The sequence below is a fragment of the Aeromicrobium sp. 10G20-16 genome (genome assembly GCF_055809665.1).
The window spans coordinates 1492759-1508347 of the sequence record NZ_CM147919.1 but is presented as its reverse complement, the minus strand read 5'-3'; the positions used below and the strand labels follow the sequence as shown (position 1 = coordinate 1508347).

Below are 15589 nucleotides of genomic sequence, written 5' to 3'. Positions count from 1 at the left end.
TTCCTCACCGCTGCCAGGCTTCGCCTGGGCGCTCGCCTCGCTGCGCTCGGCCCATGGTTGCGCTCGACCAGGAGGGCCTCGATGACGCTTTCTGACACGACCATCGCTGAGATGCGCGAGCTCGCCGGGCGGTACCCGCAGGCGCGCTCGGCGCTGCTGCCGATGCTGCACCTGGTGCAGTCCACCGAGGGCTGCGTCACCAACGAGGGCGTCGAGGTCTGCGCTGACATCCTCGGCATCAGCACCGCCGAGGTCTCCGGCGTCGCCACGTTCTACACCATGTACAAGCGCCGTCCCATGGGCGAGCACCACGTGGGCGTGTGCACCAACACGCTCTGCGCCGTCATGGGCGGCGACCTGATCTTCGAGCGGCTCAAGGGTCACCTCGACGTCGGCAACGACGAGACCACCGACGACGGCAAGGTGACGCTCGAGCACATCGAGTGCAACGCGGCCTGCGACTACGCGCCGGTCATGACGGTCAACTGGGAGTTCTTCGACAACCAGACCCCCGAGTCCGCCGTCGAGCTGGTCGACCAGCTGCGCGCTGGCGAGACCGTGCAGAGCACCCGCGGAGCCACCATCACCTCGTGGCGCGAGGCCGAACGGGTCGTCGCCGGGTACGAGGACGGACGTGTCGACGAGGGCCCCACGGCCGGACCGGCGTCGCTGGTCGGGCTGCGGATCGCCGAGCAGAACGGCTGGACCGCCGGCGGCTCGGCCGCGGGCGGCGCGAAGACGCCGGACTCGCCCGCCGAGGCTGCCGCCGAGGCGGACACCGGCCGGGCCGAGAGCGAGACCGTCGCCGAGCAGAGCGACGTCGACGTCGAGGGTGGAGGTTCCTCCGATGACTGATCCGCTGACACCGGTCCTGAGCGCCGACTGGGGCACCGACCGCGCGTGGACGCTCGACGCCTACCGCGCCACCGGCGGCTACGACGCCCTCGAGAAGGCTCTCGCCATGAAGCCCGAGGACGTCGTCGAGATGGTCAAGGAGTCCGGCCTGCGCGGTCGAGGCGGCGCAGGCTTCCCCACGGGCATGAAGTGGAAGCTTCATCCCCAAGGACAACCCCAACCCCACCTACCTGGTGGTCAACGCCGACGAGTCCGAGCCGGGCACCTGCAAGGACATCCCGCTCATGATGGCCACGCCGCACACCCTCATCGAGGGCGTGCTGATCTCGGCGCACGCCATCGGGGCCAAGCAGGCGTTCATCTACGTGCGCGGCGAGGTGCTGCACGTCATCCGGCGCCTGCGCGCGGCGTGCCGTGAGGTCTACGAGGCGGGTCTCGCGGGCCAGAACATCCTGGGCACCGGGGCCGACATCGACGTCATCATCCACGCCGGCGCCGGCGCCTACATCTGCGGCGAGGAGACGGCCCTGCTGGACTCGCTCGAGGGGCGCCGAGGCCAGCCTCGTCTGCGCCCGCCGTTCCCGGCCGTCGCCGGCCTGTACGCCTCGCCGACGGTCATCAACAACGTCGAGTCGATCGCCTCGGTGCCGGCCATCGTGCGCGAGGGCCACGAGTGGTTCGCCGGACTCGGCACGGAGAAGTCCAACGGCTTCGTCATCTACTCGCTCTCGGGACACGTCAAGACGCCCGGACAGTACGAGGCGCCGCTCGGCATCACGCTGCGCGAGCTGATCGAGCTCGGCGGCGGCATGCGTGAGGGGAGCGAGCTCAAGTTCTGGACGCCCGGCGGTTCCTCCACGCCGTTGCTCACCGCCGAGCACCTCGACATGCCGCTCGACTACGAGTCGGTCGGCGAGGCGGGCTCCATGCTCGGCACCCGCGCGCTGCAGATCTTCGACCAGACCACGTCGGTCGTTCGGGCGGTGCTGCGCTGGACCGAGTTCTACAAGCACGAGTCCTGCGGCAAGTGCACCCCGTGCCGCGAAGGTACCTACTGGCTGGTGCAGGTGCTCGAGCGCATCAACGACGGCAAGGGCCAGGAGGGCGACATCGACATGCTCGTCGACCTGTGCGAGAACATCCTCGGCCGTTCGTTCTGCGCCCTCGGCGACGGCGCCACCAGCCCCATCACCTCGGCGATCCAGTACTTCCGCGACGAGTTCGAGGCCGGCATGCACACCCCGTCGTCCGAGCTCTTCCCGCCGGCCAAGTCCACGCTGTTCCCCCAGGAGGTGTCGGCGTAGTGATTCCGAACATCGGTCGCCAGGTGCGAGGCACGAGCACCGTGAGCGGAGCGAGGCGTCCCACCGCCACGTGCTCGCCCGAGTCCACCACGTCACCACGCCTCGGAGCCTCGTTCCTCGGCTCCTCACGGTCGCTTCGCTCCCTGGCGAACGGAGAATTCCGATGACCATTCAAGAGCGCCCCGAGACCGGCACCCCGGTCGAGCTCGTCACGCTGACGATCGACGACGTCGAGGTCAGCGTGCCCAAGGGCACCTTGCTGATCCGCGCCGCCGAGGTCATCGGCGTCGAGATCCCACGTTTCTGCGACCACCCGCTGCTCGACCCGGTCGGCGCGTGCCGCCAGTGCCTGGTCGACATCACTGACGCCGGCAACGGCCGCGGGTTCCCCAAGCCGCAGGCCTCGTGCACCATCGAGGTCGCCGACGGCATGGTCGTGCAGACCCAGGTCACCTCCGAGGTGGCCGCGAAGGCCCAGCGCGGCAACCTGGAGTTCCTGCTCATCAACCACCCGCTCGACTGCCCGGTCTGCGACAAGGGTGGCGAGTGCCCGCTGCAGAACCAGTCGATGACGCACGGGGCGGGGGAGTCGCGGTTCGTCGAGACCAAGCGCACCTTCCCCAAGCCGATCAAGGTCAGCGAGCAGGTGCTGCTGGACCGTGAGCGCTGCGTGCTGTGCGCCCGCTGCACCCGCTTCTCCGAGCAGATCGCCGGTGACCCGTTCATCGCACTGGTCGAGCGCGGGGCCAACCAGCAGGTCGGCATCTACGAGGAGCAGCCGTTCAGCTCGTACTTCTCGGGCAACACCATCCAGATCTGCCCGGTCGGCGCTCTCACCAGCGCCGACTACCGCTTCCGCTCGCGCCCGTTCGACCTGGTGTCCACACCGTCCATCGCCGAGCACGACTCCAGCGGCTCGGCGATCCGCGTCGACCACCGGCGCGGCAAGGTCATGCGCCGTCTCGCGGGCGACGACCCCGAGGTCAACGAGGAGTGGATCACCGACAAGGACCGCTTCTGCTTCACCTACGCCACCGCCGACGACCGTCTGACCACGCCGCTGGTGCGTGACGACGACGGCGTGCTGCAGCCGGCCTCGTGGCCTGCTGCCCTCGCCGTCGCCGCTCGCGGTCTCGCCGCCGCCAAGGGCAAGGTCGGCGTGCTGCCGGGCGGTCGCCTCACCGTCGAGGACGCCTTCGCGTACTCCACCTTCGCGCGTGCCGTCCTCGGCACCCACGACATCGACTTCCGATCGCGGGCTCACTCCGACGAGGAGGCCGCGTTCCTCGCCTCGCACGTCGCCGGCAGCCCGCTGGGCGTCACGTTCGCAGCCCTCGAGCAGGCCTCGCGGGTCGTGCTCGTGGGCCTGGAGCCCGAGGACGAGGCCGGCACCGTGTTCCTGCGGCTGCGCCGCGCCGCCAAGGAGTCCGGCGTCCGGGTCGTGTCCGTCGCCAGCCACGCCACCCGCGGCCTGCACAAGATGTCCGGCGAGCTGGTCCAGACCGTGCCCGGGCACGAGGCGGCCGCGGTGGCTGCCCTGGAGCTCGACGCGCAGAGCGTCGTCCTGGTGGGCGAGCGGCTCGCGTCGGTGCCCGGCGGCTTCAGTGCCGTCGCGGCGGCGGCGTCGCTGTCCGGCGCCCGAGTGGCCTGGATCCCCCGCCGAGCCGGAGACCGTGGAGCCGTCGACGCCGGCTGCCTGCCCGGACTGCTGCCGGGCGGTCGTCCGGTCACCGACGCCGAAGCGCGTGCCGACGCCGCTGCCGCCTGGGGCGTCAAGACCCTGCCGGCAGAGCCGGGCCGTGACACCAGCGGCATCGTCGAGGCCGCTGCAGCCGGCCGTCTCAAGGCGCTGGTCGTCGGAGGTGTGGAGATCGACGATCTTCCTGACGCCGCCTCGGCACGCACGGCACTGGAGAAGGTCCCGTTCCTGGTCAGCCTCGAGGTGCGCCGCAGCGAGGTCACCGAGGCCGCCGACGTCGTCCTTCCGGTGGCTCCGATGGTCGAGAGGCCCGGTTCGTTCGTCAACTGGGAGGGTCGCGTGCGGTCCTTCGACGCAGTGCTGCACGAGCCGAACTCGTTGACCGACATCCGCGTGCTCGCCGGCATCGCCGAGGAGCTGGGCCGCCCGCTCGGTTTCCGCACCGTCGCTGCAGCCCGTACCGCGCTCGACGAGCTCGGACCGTGGGACGGCGATCGTGCCGCAGCTCCCCAGGCCCCGTTGGCCGACACCGCAGCACCCAAGCGGCAGGTCGTGCTGGCCACCTGGCGCCAGCTGGTCGACGACGCCCGTGGGCAGGACGGCCAGAAGGAGTACCACGCCACCGAGCGTCCTGCGGTGCTGCTCGCCGGCGCCTCGACCCTCAAGGCCTTCGACATCGACCCGGGTGACCCGGTCACGATCTCGACCGACGTCGGCACCGTCACGCTGCCGTCAGCGGTGGGCGACCTGCCCGAAGGGGTCGTCTGGGCGCCGATGAACAACGGCGCCAACCTCGCCTCGAGCCTCGGCGTCGCCCACGGCGGCCACGTCGCCATCGCCCCCGCAGGAGGTGCGGCATGAACACGTTCGCCAGGGAGCGGAGCGACCGTGAGCGAAGCGAGGGCGCTTCCTCGCGTTCTTCGCAGAGCTCGTCGCTGGCGAGCGGGTTCGTTCGCCAAGGAGGCCGCGTGCGGCCGACTGTGAGCGCAGCGAGGCGAACCATGGCTGGTCGGCTTGGGTGCGCCTCGGTCGCTGGCGCTCCCTCACGTTCCTCGCAGAGCTCGTCACTGGCGAACGGTGGTCTGTCATGAGTGATCTGTTCGGCAACGAGCCGGTCTGGGTGGTCATCCTCAAGGCCGTGCTGATCTTCGTGTTCCTGGTCGTCTACACGCTGTTCAACATCTGGTTCGAGCGACGCGTCGTGGCCCGCATGCAGCACCGCGTCGGCCCCAACGTCAACGGACCGTTCGGCCTGCTGCAGAGCCTCGCCGACGGCGTGAAGCTCGCGCTCAAGGAAGACATCGTCGTGAAGGCGGCCGACAAGGTCGTCTACATCCTCGCGCCGATCCTCGCCACCATCCCGGCGTTCCTGGCCTGGGCGGTCATCCCGTTCGGGCCCGAGGCGCGCATCCCGTTCACCGACACCGTCACCCCGCTGCAGCTGACCGACCTGCCGGTCGCGGTGCTGTACGTCCTCGCGGTCACCTCCGTCGGCGTCTACGGCATCGTGCTCGCCGGTTGGTCGTCCGGCTCCATCTACGCCCTGCTCGGCGGACTGCGCTCCAGCGCCCAGGTGATCTCCTACGAGGTCGCCATGGGCCTGTCGTTCGTGTCGGTGTTCATGTACGCCGGCTCGATGTCCACCTCGGAGATCGTCGCCGCGCAGGCCGACCTGTGGTTCTTCCTGCCGCTGTTCCCGGCGTTCGTCATCTACGTCATCGCCATGGTCGGCGAGACCAACCGTGCGCCCTTCGACCTCCCCGAGGCCGAGGGCGAGCTGGTCGGCGGCTTCCACACCGAGTACTCCTCGCTGAAGTTCGCCCTGTTCTTCCTGGCCGAGTACGTCAACATGGTCACCGTCTCGGCGCTGGCCACCACGCTGTTCCTCGGCGGCTGGCGCGCCCCGTTCGGCATCGGCAGCATCTGGGCCGGCGCCAACGAGGGCTGGTGGCCCGTGCTGTGGTTCTTCGGCAAGACGCTCGGCTTCATCTTCTTCTTCGTCTGGCTGCGCGGCACCCTGCCCCGCATGCGCTACGACCAGTTCATGAGCTTCGGCTGGAAGATCCTGATCCCGGTCTCGCTGGTCTGGATCGTCGCCGTAGGCCTGATCCGCAAGCTCAAGAGCGAGGACATGCTCGGTCAGCAGACGCTGGTCTGGTTCGCCGTCGTGGCAGGCGTGCTGATTCTGGCCACGTTCCTCGTGCCCGAGAAGAAGCCAGAACCAGAACCCGAGCCCGAGGCCACCGAGTTCGACGCCTTCGCCGGCGGCTACCCCGTGCCGCCCATGGGTGACCAGGTGCTGCCCGACACCACGAACGAGAGGACTGCACCATGAGCAATCCGATCAAGGAGACGTTGTGGGACCCGGTCGCCGGATTCGGCGTCACGTTCCGCACCATGTTCCGCAAGACCGTCACCGAGCAGTACCCGTTCGAGAAGGTGCCGACGGCGCCGCGCTTCCACGGCCGGCACCAGCTGAACCGTTGGCCCGACGGGCTGGAGAAGTGCATCGGCTGTGAGCTGTGCGCGTGGGCCTGCCCGGCCGACGCCATCTACGTCGAGGGTGCGTCCAACACCGACGAGCACCGCATGAGCCCGGGTGAGCGGTACGGGAACGTGTACCAGATCAACTACCTGCGCTGCATCCTGTGTGGGCTGTGCATCGAGGCCTGCCCCACGCGCGCGCTGACGATGACCAACGAGTACGAGCTGGCCGACAACAACCGCGCCGACCTCATCTACGAGAAGTCCGACCTGCTCGCCCCGCTGCTGCCCGGCATGGTCGAGCCGCCGCACGACATGATGATCAGCGACGACCACCACGACTACTACCGCGGCAAGCAGCTCCCGATCGTGGAGACCACGAGCGGGGGAGACGCATGATGGCCATGCCGCTCGCCAGGGAGCGCAGCGACCGTGAGGGAGCGAGGCGCCGTGAGGTGATGGGCTCGCGCGAGCCTGCAGCCGTGAGTCGCCTCGCTTCGCTCACGGGCTTCGCCCTGGCGACCGAAGGTTCCGCTGCGGAGGTCCCCGCATGATCACGTTCTGGTTGCTGGCGCCGTTGATGGTGGTGGCGGCGCTCGGGTTGTTGTTCGTGCGCAAGGCGGTGCACGCGGCCCTGTGCCTGGCGGTGGTGATGATCAGCCTCGCGGTGCTGTACGCCGCGCTCGAGGCCCCGTTCCTGTTCGCGGTGCAGATCATCGTCTACACCGGCGCGATCATGATGCTGTTCCTGTTCGTGCTCATGCTGGTCGGCGTCGACACGTCCGAGGCGATCACCGAGACCATCGGCGGGCAGCGCTGGATCGCCGCCGTGCTCGGAGCCGTCTTCGGCATCACCGTGGTCCTGGCCATCGGTCAGACCGTGTCGATCGCGGTCATCGGGCTCAACGGACCCAACGCCAACGGCAACCCGTACGGCCTCGCCGAGCTGTTGTTCGGCAAGTACGTGCTCGCCTTCGAGTTCACCTCCGCGCTGCTGATCACCGCCGCGCTCGGCGCCATGGTGCTCGCGCACCGCGAGCGGCTCACCCCGCGGCGGACGCAGGCCGACCTCGCCAGCCAGCGCATGCGCGACTACGCCACCACCGGCCGGCACCCGGGCAACCCGCCCACGCCCGGTGTCTTCGCTCGCCACAACGCCGTCGACACCCCGGCGCTGCTGCCGGACGGCTCGGCCGTCGACGGATCGGTCTCGCCTAGCATCGTGGCCCGCGGCCAGGTGCGCGACGGCTACGACGACGACATCGACGTCGTGCAGCGCCAGCTCGACGGCGCCGACGCCGACGACGACTCGCTGGGAGGGGACAAGTGACCGAGTACCTGTCGCTGTCGCTGATCCTGTTCACCATCGGTGCGGTCGGCGTGCTCGTGCGCCGCAACGCCATCGTGGTGTTCATGTGCATCGAGCTGATGCTCAACGCCACCAACCTCGCCTTCGTGAGCTTCTCGCGCCAGGTCGGCAACCTCGACGGACAGGTCGCGGCCTTCTTCGTCATGGTCGTCGCCGCCGCAGAGGTCGTCGTGGGCCTGGCGATCATCGTGTCCATCTACCGCACCCGTCGATCGATCTCGGTCGACGACGCGAACCTCCTCAAGAGCTAGGGCCGGCATGTTCGATCTGCAATGGCTGCTCATCGCAGTCCCGCTCGTCAGCGGCCTCGGCCTGCTGGTGTGGGGCAAGGAGTCCGACGGCTTCGGCCACCTGATCGCGACCCTGGCCTCGACGTTCTCGTTCGTGTTCGGCGCCATCTTGTTCGCCGACCTGCTGGGCAGCGACGCCGAGGAGCGCTCGCACACCGCGAACCTGTTCACCTGGATCGACGCGGGTCGGTTCCACGTGGACATGTCGTTCACCTTCGACCAGCTGTCCGGGCTGTTCGTGCTGCTCATCACGGGCGTCGGCACGCTCATCCACGTGTACTCGATCGGCTACATGGCGCACGACGAGCGCCGCCGCCGGTTCTTCGCGTACCTCAACATCTTCGTCGCGGCCATGCTCACGCTGGTGCTCGCGTCGGACTACCTGGTGCTGTTCCTCGGCTGGGAGGGCGTCGGCCTCGCCTCGTACCTGCTCATCGGCTTCTGGCAGCACAAGCCGTCCGCCGCCGCGGCCGCCAAGAAGGCGTTCGTCGTCAACCGCGTCGGTGACATCGGCATGGCGCTCGCGATCATGCTGATGTTCGCCCAGTTCGGCACGTCGTCGATCGAGGCGGTCAACGGCTCCATCACCAACGCCAGCGGATCGGTCGCCACGGCGCTCGGGCTGCTGCTGCTGCTGGGCGCCTGCGGCAAGAGCGCCCAGGTGCCGCTGCAGAGCTGGCTCCTCGACGCCATGGAGGGCCCCACCCCGGTGTCGGCCCTCATCCACGCCGCCACCATGGTCACCGCCGGCGTCTACCTCGTCGTGCGCTCGTCGGGCGTCTACGACGCGAGCGAGGCCGCACGCACCGCCGTCATCATCGTCGGCCTCGTCACGCTGCTGTTCGGTGCCTGGATCGGTTGCGCGAAGGACGACATCAAGAAGGCGCTCGCCGGCTCGACCATGAGCCAGATCGGCTACATGATGCTGGCCGCAGGACTGGGGCCGGCGGGCTACGCGTTCGCGATCTTCCACCTGATCACGCACGGTTTCTTCAAGGCCAACATGTTCCTCGGGGCCGGCTCGGTCATGCACGGCATGGACGACGACGTCGACATGCGCCACTACGGCGCGCTGCGCACTGCCATGCCCATCACCTTCGCCACGTTCGGCCTCGGCTACCTGGCCATCATCGGCTTCCCGGGCACCGCGGGCTTCTTCTCCAAGGACCGCATCATCGAAGCGGCGTTCGGCGACTCGTTCTGGGTGGGCCTCGGCGCCCTGGTCGGTGCCGGCGTCACGGCGTTCTACATGACCCGTCTGATGATGATGACCTTCTTCGGGCCCAAGCGTTGGCTCCAGGATGTGCACCCGCACGAGTCGCCCAAGGTCATGACCGTCCCGCTGATCGTGCTCGGCGCGTTGTCGGTGCTCGGCGGCGCGCTGATCATCGGCAACTTCATCCCCGAGTGGCTCGAGCCGGTCGTCGGACCCGAGGAGCACCATCAGCTCGGCATCCCGGTCTGGCTGATGACGCTGATCATCACGGCCACGGCCGCCGCGGGTGTCGCGATCGCGGTGTGGCTGTACCGCCGCGAGATCGCGGTCGACGCCCCCGCCGACTCCGAGGTGTCGTTCTTCGCCCGCGCCGGTCGTCACGAGCTGTACGGCAACCAGCTCAACGACGCCGTCGTGGTGCGCCCGACGCGCCACCTGACCCGCTTCCTGGTCTGGCTCGACGCCAAGGGCGTCGACGGACTCGTCACCGGGATCGCCAACCGGCTCGGTGACACCTCGCAGTTCCTGCGCAAGCCGCAGACCGGTTTCGTCCGGTCGTACGCGGCCACCCTCTTCGGCGGCGCCCTGCTCGTCGTCCTGGCCCTCCTGGCGGTGACCCTCGCATGATCCTCACGATCCTCGCCGCGACCCCCCTGGTGGGCGCTCTGCTGCTCGCCGTGCTCGGCAGCGGCCCGGCTCCCCACCATCGAGCCAAGGTGGTGGCCCTCGCCGTCTCCTTGGTGACGCTCGCCCTCTCGCTGGTGATGCTCGGCCAGTACGACCTGAACGGCAGCGGCTACCAGCTGACCGTCGACCACGAGTGGATCGCCGCCTTCGGCGCCCACTTCGCGCTCGGCGTCAACGGGATCGGTGTCACGCTCATCCTGCTGACCACGGTGCTGACGCCGATGGTCGTATTGGCCGCCTGGGGCGACCGGCTGCCCGACTCCAGCCGCACGTCGTCGTACCTGGCGTGGATGCTGGCCGTCGAGGGCCTGGCCATCGGCGCCTTCGCCTCGATGGACGCGTTCTTGTTCTACGTCCTGTTCGAGGCCACGCTGATCCCGCTGTACTTCCTGGTGGGCTCGTTCGGCGGGCCCAACCGGTCGTACGCCGCGGTCAAGTTCCTCATCTACAACCTGGTCGGCGGACTGCTCATGCTGGCCGCGATCGTGGGTCTGTACGTCGTCAGCTCTCGTTCGGGACAGGCGTCGTACCTGATCACCGACCTGCAGTCGATCGACATGAGCCAGAACACCGAGCGCCTGCTGTTCTGCGGATTCATGGCCGCGTTCGCCATCAAGGCGCCGCTGTGGCCGCTGCACACCTGGCTGCCCGACGCCGCCGCCCAGTCGACCCCCAGCACCTCGGTGATGATGGTCAGCGTCGTCGACAAGATCGGCACCTTCGGCATGCTCGTGTGGTGCCTCGGGATCTTCCCCGAGGCCGCCGACTGGGCCTCGCCGGTGATCATCACCCTGGCCGTCATCAGCATCGTGTACGGCGCCCTGCTGGCGATCGGCCAGGACGACATCCGCCGCCTCATCGCCTTCACCTCGGTGTCGCACTTCGGCTTCATCATCCTGGGCATCTTCGCGTTCACCACCACCTCGATGGCCGGCTCGACGCTCTACATGTTCAACCACGGCCTCTCGACGGCTGCGCTGTTCCTCGTCACCGGCGTGATGATCGCGCGGCGTGGATCGGCCAGCATCGGCGACTTCGGCGGCGTGCAGAAGATCGCCCCGATCATGTCCGGGGTGCTGCTGGTCGCCGGCCTGTCCAGCCTCTCGCTGCCGGGCCTGGCACCCTTCGTGTCGGAGTTCATGGTGCTCGCCGGCACCTTCACGCGGTCGATCCCGGCCGCCGCCGTCGCCACCACCGGCATCGTGCTCGCGGCGCTCTACATCCTGATCATGTACCAGCGCACCATGACCGGCCCGCAGCAGCCGGGCACCGAGGGCGTCACCGACCTGACCACCCGCGAGATCAGCGCCCTGGCGCCGGCGCTGGTGCTCATCGTCGGCCTCGGCTTCTTCCCGCAGCCGCTGCTGAACGTGATCAACCCGGCCATCGACACCGTCGCCTCGCGAGTCGGCGTCGGTGACCCGCCGCCCAGGACAGCCACCAGCATCGATGCCACCACGCCCGTGGAAGGAGGCGAGTGATGACGTTCGCCAGTCTCGCGGTCGTCGACCGCCCGCCGATCTCTGCTCCCGAGATCCAGTACGCGATGCTCGCCCCGCTGTTCATCGTGGTCGGCACGGCCATCGTCGGGGTGCTCGTCGAGTCGTTCCTGCCGCGCAAGAACCGCTTCACCGTCCAGGTGGTCGTCGCCGTCGTCGGCGTCGTCGCGGCGCTGGTCAGCACCGTGGTGGTCTACACCGATCTCGACGTCGTCGACTCCACGCGCCTGGCCCGTGGCCAGGTGGCCGTCGAGGGCGCACTGTCGATCGACGGACCCGGCGTCTTCGCGTGGGGCATCTTGCTGATCTTCGGTCTGTTGAGCCTGCTGCTGTTCGCCGAGCGTGGCCTCGACGGAGGACTCAGCAGCTTCACCGGCCGGGCAGCCGACGCCCCGGGTTCGGCGGCCGAGGCCGAGGCCGTCAAGCTGCGCGTCGAGCACTCCGAGATCTTCCCGCTCGCGTTGTTCGCGCTGTCCGGCATGATGCTGTTCGCGTCGGCCAACGACCTGCTCACGATGTTCGTCGCGCTCGAGGTCCTCAGCCTGCCGCTGTACCTGCTGTGTGGTCTGGCGCGTCGTCGCCGGCTGCTGAGCCAGGAGGCCGCGGTCAAGTACTTCCTGCTCGGCGCCTTCAGCTCGGTGTTCTTCCTGTACGGCGTCGCGCTGGCGTACGGGTACTCCGGCAGCTTCCGGCTCTCCGAGATCGCCACCGCGGTCTCGGCGCGCACCGGTGAGGAGAACCTGCTGCTGGCCTCGATGGCCCTCATCGCGGTCGGCCTGCTGTTCAAGATCGGTGCAGCCCCGTTCCACACCTGGACCCCGGACGTCTACCAGGGCGCTCCGACTGCCGTCACCGCCTTCATGGCGGCCGGCACCAAGGCGGCAGCGTTCCTGGCCCTGATGCGGGTGTTCTTCGTCGCCTTCGGCGGAGCGTCGTGGGACTGGCGACCGATGATCTGGATCGTCGCCATCATCACGATGTTCCTGGGCGCGATCGTGTCCATCGCGCAGACCGACGTCAAGCGCATGCTCGCGTACTCCTCGATCGCCCACGCCGGCTTCCTGCTGGTGGGCTTCGTCGGCGTCTACGAGGGGCCGGCGGGCAGCGACCGCATCACGTCGGTGTCGAGCGTGCTGTTCTACCTCGCGATCTACGGCGTCTCCTCGATCGGCGCCTTCGCCATCGTCACGCTGGTCCGTGACGGCAGTGGTGAGACCACGCACCTGTCGAAGTGGGCGGGCCTGGGCAAGGTGTCGCCGATGCTGGCGGGCGCCTTCGCGTTGTTCATGCTGTCGTTCGCAGGCATCCCGCTCACCGGCGGCTTCATCGGCAAGTGGGGCGTCTTCAGCGCCGCCTGGTCGGGTGGCTACTACCCGTTGGTGATCGTCGGCGTGCTGATCAGCGCCATCGCCGCCTACTTCTACGTGCGGGTCATCGTGCTGATGTTCTTCACCGACCCCATCGGTGACGGGCCGACCGTCGCGACCACCGGCAGACTGACTACGGTGGTCATTGCGGTCGCTGCCGCAGCGACCGTCGTGCTGGGCATCGTGCCCGGCCCGGTGCTCGATCTGGCGCAGCACGCCGGCGCATTCGTGCGCTGACACCCCTGCTGATTGCGCCCGAGGAGCTGCACGTGTCGAATCTGGGAGTCACCTTCGACGACCCCACCCTCGAGGCACGCGTCCTCGCGGGCGTCGAGCAGGTCGAGGCGCGTCTGCTCGAGGCGACGGTTGCGCCCGAGCCGTTCATCACCGAGGCCGCGGCACACCTGCTCAACGCCGGTGGCAAGAGGTTCCGTCCCCTGGTGGCGATGCTCGCGGCCGAGTTCGGTGAGCCGTCGCGCGACGAGGTGATCCCGGCTGCGGTCGTGGTCGAGCTCACTCACCTCGCCACCCTCTACCACGACGACGTCATGGACGAGGCCGACAAGCGCCGCGGTGCCCCCAGCGCCAACGCCCGCTGGGACAACTCGCTGGCCATCCTCGTGGGTGACTTCCTGTTCGCCCAGGTGTCCGAGCTCGTCTCGCACCTCGGCCCGGAGATGGTGCGCATCCAGGCGCAGACCTTCTCGCGCCTCGTGCGCGGGCAGATCCGCGAGACCCTCGGACCGCAGGAGGGCGACGCCCCGCTCGAGCACTACCTCGGTGTCGTCGCGGACAAGACCGGTTCGTTGATCGCCGCGTCGGCGCGGTTCGGAGCCAAGATGTCCGGCGCGCCCAGCGAGGTGGAGCAGGCGCTCACCGAGTTCGGCGAACGCATCGGATCGGCGTTCCAGCTGGCCGACGACATCATCGACATCGCCAGCGAGACCGACGACTCCGGCAAGACGCCGGGCACCGACCTGCGCGAGGGCGTGCCCACGCTGCCCACCCTGCTCGCCCAACGGTCCACGGACTCCTCGGACGCGCGTCTGCTCGACCTGCTGTCGCGCCCGCTCACCGACGACGACGAGCTGGCCGAGGCGCTCGCGCTGCTGCGGGTGCACCCGGCGATGGACGAGGCGCGCACGCTGGTCCAGGCCGAGGCCGACGCGGCCCGGGCCCTGCTCGCCTCCGTCCCGGACGGCCCGGCCCGCAGCGCCCTCGAGGACGTCTGCGACGTCGTCGTGACCCGCCTGGGCTAGACCGCGGGAGCGGTCTCGCCAGCCCGCCGCAGGGCGCGGCGGCGGTTCATCAGGCCGTCGGTCGTGAAGATGACCAGGGCCAACCAGACCAGCACGAAGCCGGCCCAGCGGGCCGGTGTCATGGTCTCGTCGAAGATCGTGAGGCCCAGGATGAATTGGATGAACGGGCCGAGGTACTGCAGCAGCCCGATCGTGGTGAGCGTCAGGCGCGTGGCCGCGCCGTTGAACAGCAGCAGTGGAACGGCGGTGACGGCGCCGGTGCCGACCAGCAGCGCCATGTTGGCGGGGCCGGCGTGCCCGAACGTGAGACTGCCGGTGAACCCGAGGAACACCAAGTACCCCACGGCGACCGGGGTCAGGATGAGTGTCTCCATCCCGAGGCCGTCGAACGAGGGCAGGTCGGCCTTCTTCTTGAGGAACCCGTAGGTCGCGAACGAGAACGCGACGAGCAGCGCGATCCACGGCGGGCGGCCGTAGTCGATCGCGAGGACCAGCACGGCGACCGCGCCGACGCCGACGGCCGCCCACTGGACGGGACGCAGGGTCTCCTTGAGGACGAAGACGCCGAGCAGCACCGTCACCAGGGGGTTGATGAAGTAGCCGAGCGAGGTCTCGACCACGTGGCCGCTGGTGACGCCGTAGATGAAGCCGCCCCAGTTGAAGGCGATCGTGACGGCCGCGAGCGTCAGCAGCACCATGAGTCGCCGGTCGCGGGCGATGGCGAGGAACGGGTCCCACCGCTTCATGATGGTGATGGCCACCAGCACGAACACCATCGACCACACGAATCGGTGCGCCAGCACCTCGAACGGCGACGCGGGGTCGAGCAGTGGCCAGTACAGCGGGAAGAATCCCCAGCACAGGTAGGCCCCGACGCCCAGCAGGACACCGTTCTGCGACGACGTGCGCACCTTCTTGGGGGAGGTCGTCGGCGCACTCACGGACCGAGACTACTCCCGTCGTGACGCGCGGATCTGTCAGCGTCGACCGCTAGCGTCGTACCCATGACCGACACCGATGCCACCGCGCTCGGGCAGGAGCGCGCCGACCTGCTGGAGTCCCTGCAAGCCCACCGCGAGTTCCTCCGCGTCACCGTCCGCGGCCTCACCGACGACCAGGCACGACAGCGCACGACCGTCAGCGAGCTCACCCTCGGCGGGCTGGTCAAGCACGTCGCCGCCACCGAGAGCCAGTGGGCGGACTTCGTCGTCGAGGGGCCTGCCGACGGACCTGCCCTCGACTGGGAGAACGTCGACTGGTCCAACCCGCCTGCGGAGGTCGCGGCCTACGCCGACGGGTTCACCCTGCTGCCCGACGAGACGCTCGCCGGCGTGCTCGCCGAGTACGAACGCGTCGCCGCCCGGACCGACGACCTCGTCGCCACCGTCGACCTGGACCACGCCCATCCCCTGCCCGCCGCTCCGTGGTTCGAGCCCGGCGCCACCCGGTCGGCCCGTCGCGTGTTCGTCCACGTCGTCGCCGAGACCGCCCAGCACTCAGGGCACGCCGACATCATCCGCGAGGCCCTGGACGGCCAGAAGACCATGGGCTGACCACGCC

At 69.1% G+C, this 15589-nt stretch carries 12 protein-coding genes and 1 pseudogene; 12 read left to right on the top strand and 1 reads right to left on the bottom strand.

Annotated elements, in window-relative coordinates; translation table 11 throughout:
• Positions 1 to 81: 81 nt before the first annotated feature.
• The 11 genes and pseudogenes from nuoE (at position 82) to AC0L5F_RS07575 (ending at position 14029) form a co-directional block, all read left to right on the top strand.
• Positions 82 to 855: an NADH-quinone oxidoreductase subunit NuoE gene (gene nuoE, locus AC0L5F_RS07625; protein WP_473316010.1), complete on the top strand. Its 774-nt coding sequence runs from the start codon at positions 82 to 84 to the stop codon at positions 853 to 855.
• Positions 848 to 2159 (top strand): annotated as a pseudogene (gene nuoF / locus AC0L5F_RS07620) (NADH-quinone oxidoreductase subunit NuoF). The gene nuoE and the pseudogene nuoF overlap by 8 nt, the downstream one beginning before the upstream one ends.
• 163 nt (positions 2160 to 2322) lie before the next feature.
• Positions 2323 to 4719: an NADH-quinone oxidoreductase subunit G gene (locus tag AC0L5F_RS07615; RefSeq protein WP_473316009.1), complete on the top strand. Its 2397-nt coding sequence runs from the start codon at positions 2323 to 2325 to the stop codon at positions 4717 to 4719.
• Positions 4720 to 4945: 226 nt separating this feature from the next.
• Entirely contained in the window at positions 4946 to 6193 is a 1248-nt protein-coding gene (gene nuoH, locus AC0L5F_RS07610; RefSeq protein ID WP_473316008.1) for an NADH-quinone oxidoreductase subunit NuoH, read from the top strand.
• Positions 6190 to 6741 (top strand): NADH-quinone oxidoreductase subunit NuoI, encoded by a 552-nt coding sequence (nuoI, locus tag AC0L5F_RS07605; protein ID WP_473316007.1) that lies wholly within the window; start codon positions 6190 to 6192, stop codon positions 6739 to 6741. Before nuoH ends, nuoI begins: the two co-directional genes overlap by 4 nt.
• A 151-nt stretch (positions 6742 to 6892) precedes the next feature.
• Entirely contained in the window at positions 6893 to 7672 is a 780-nt protein-coding gene (locus tag AC0L5F_RS07600; protein WP_473316006.1) for an NADH-quinone oxidoreductase subunit J, read from the top strand.
• Entirely contained in the window at positions 7669 to 7962 is a 294-nt protein-coding gene (gene nuoK / locus AC0L5F_RS07595; protein WP_473316005.1) for an NADH-quinone oxidoreductase subunit NuoK, read from the top strand. Before AC0L5F_RS07600 ends, nuoK begins: the two co-directional genes overlap by 4 nt.
• Before the next feature lie 7 nt (positions 7963 to 7969).
• On the top strand, positions 7970 to 9844 hold the full coding sequence (gene nuoL / locus AC0L5F_RS07590; RefSeq protein WP_473316004.1) for an NADH-quinone oxidoreductase subunit L: 1875 nt from the start codon (positions 7970 to 7972) through the stop codon (positions 9842 to 9844).
• Positions 9841 to 11385, top strand: coding sequence for an NADH-quinone oxidoreductase subunit M (locus AC0L5F_RS07585; RefSeq protein ID WP_473316003.1), 1545 nt, complete (start codon positions 9841 to 9843; stop codon positions 11383 to 11385). Before nuoL ends, AC0L5F_RS07585 begins: the two co-directional genes overlap by 4 nt.
• The gene (nuoN, locus tag AC0L5F_RS07580; protein WP_473316002.1) at positions 11385 to 13007 is read left to right on the top strand and encodes an NADH-quinone oxidoreductase subunit NuoN; all 1623 of its coding nucleotides are present in this window, start codon (positions 11385 to 11387) and stop codon (positions 13005 to 13007) included. Before AC0L5F_RS07585 ends, nuoN begins: the two co-directional genes overlap by 1 nt.
• Before the next feature lie 32 nt (positions 13008 to 13039).
• Positions 13040 to 14029 carry a polyprenyl synthetase family protein gene (locus tag AC0L5F_RS07575; RefSeq protein ID WP_473316001.1) on the top strand — a complete coding sequence of 330 codons (990 nt, stop codon included), beginning with the start codon at positions 13040 to 13042 and terminating at the stop codon, positions 14027 to 14029.
• Here AC0L5F_RS07575 and rarD read toward each other — a convergent pair.
• Positions 14026 to 14970 carry an EamA family transporter RarD gene (gene rarD / locus AC0L5F_RS07570; RefSeq protein ID WP_473316000.1) on the bottom strand — a complete coding sequence of 315 codons (945 nt, stop codon included), beginning with the start codon at positions 14968 to 14970 and terminating at the stop codon, positions 14026 to 14028. The two genes, AC0L5F_RS07575 and rarD, sit on opposite strands and share 4 nt — an antisense overlap.
• A gap of 63 nt (positions 14971 to 15033) precedes the next feature.
• Here rarD and AC0L5F_RS07565 point away from each other — a divergent pair, with 63 nt between their 5' ends.
• Positions 15034 to 15582 carry a DinB family protein gene (locus AC0L5F_RS07565; protein WP_473315999.1) on the top strand — a complete coding sequence of 183 codons (549 nt, stop codon included), beginning with the start codon at positions 15034 to 15036 and terminating at the stop codon, positions 15580 to 15582.
• The last annotated feature ends 7 nt before the right edge of the window (positions 15583 to 15589 follow it).

Coding starts and splice junctions, on each gene's coding strand:
- nuoE (WP_473316010.1), top strand. CDS start 82: ATGACGCTTTCTGACACGACCATCGCTGAGATGCGCGAGCTCGCCGGG.
- AC0L5F_RS07615 (WP_473316009.1), top strand. CDS start 2,323: ATGACCATTCAAGAGCGCCCCGAGACCGGCACCCCGGTCGAGCTCGTC.
- nuoH (WP_473316008.1), top strand. CDS start 4,946: ATGAGTGATCTGTTCGGCAACGAGCCGGTCTGGGTGGTCATCCTCAAG.
- nuoI (WP_473316007.1), top strand. CDS start 6,190: ATGAGCAATCCGATCAAGGAGACGTTGTGGGACCCGGTCGCCGGATTC.
- AC0L5F_RS07600 (WP_473316006.1), top strand. CDS start 6,893: ATGATCACGTTCTGGTTGCTGGCGCCGTTGATGGTGGTGGCGGCGCTC.
- nuoL (WP_473316004.1), top strand. CDS start 7,970: ATGTTCGATCTGCAATGGCTGCTCATCGCAGTCCCGCTCGTCAGCGGC.
- AC0L5F_RS07585 (WP_473316003.1), top strand. CDS start 9,841: ATGATCCTCACGATCCTCGCCGCGACCCCCCTGGTGGGCGCTCTGCTG.
- nuoN (WP_473316002.1), top strand. CDS start 11,385: ATGACGTTCGCCAGTCTCGCGGTCGTCGACCGCCCGCCGATCTCTGCT.
- AC0L5F_RS07565 (WP_473315999.1), top strand. CDS start 15,034: ATGACCGACACCGATGCCACCGCGCTCGGGCAGGAGCGCGCCGACCTG.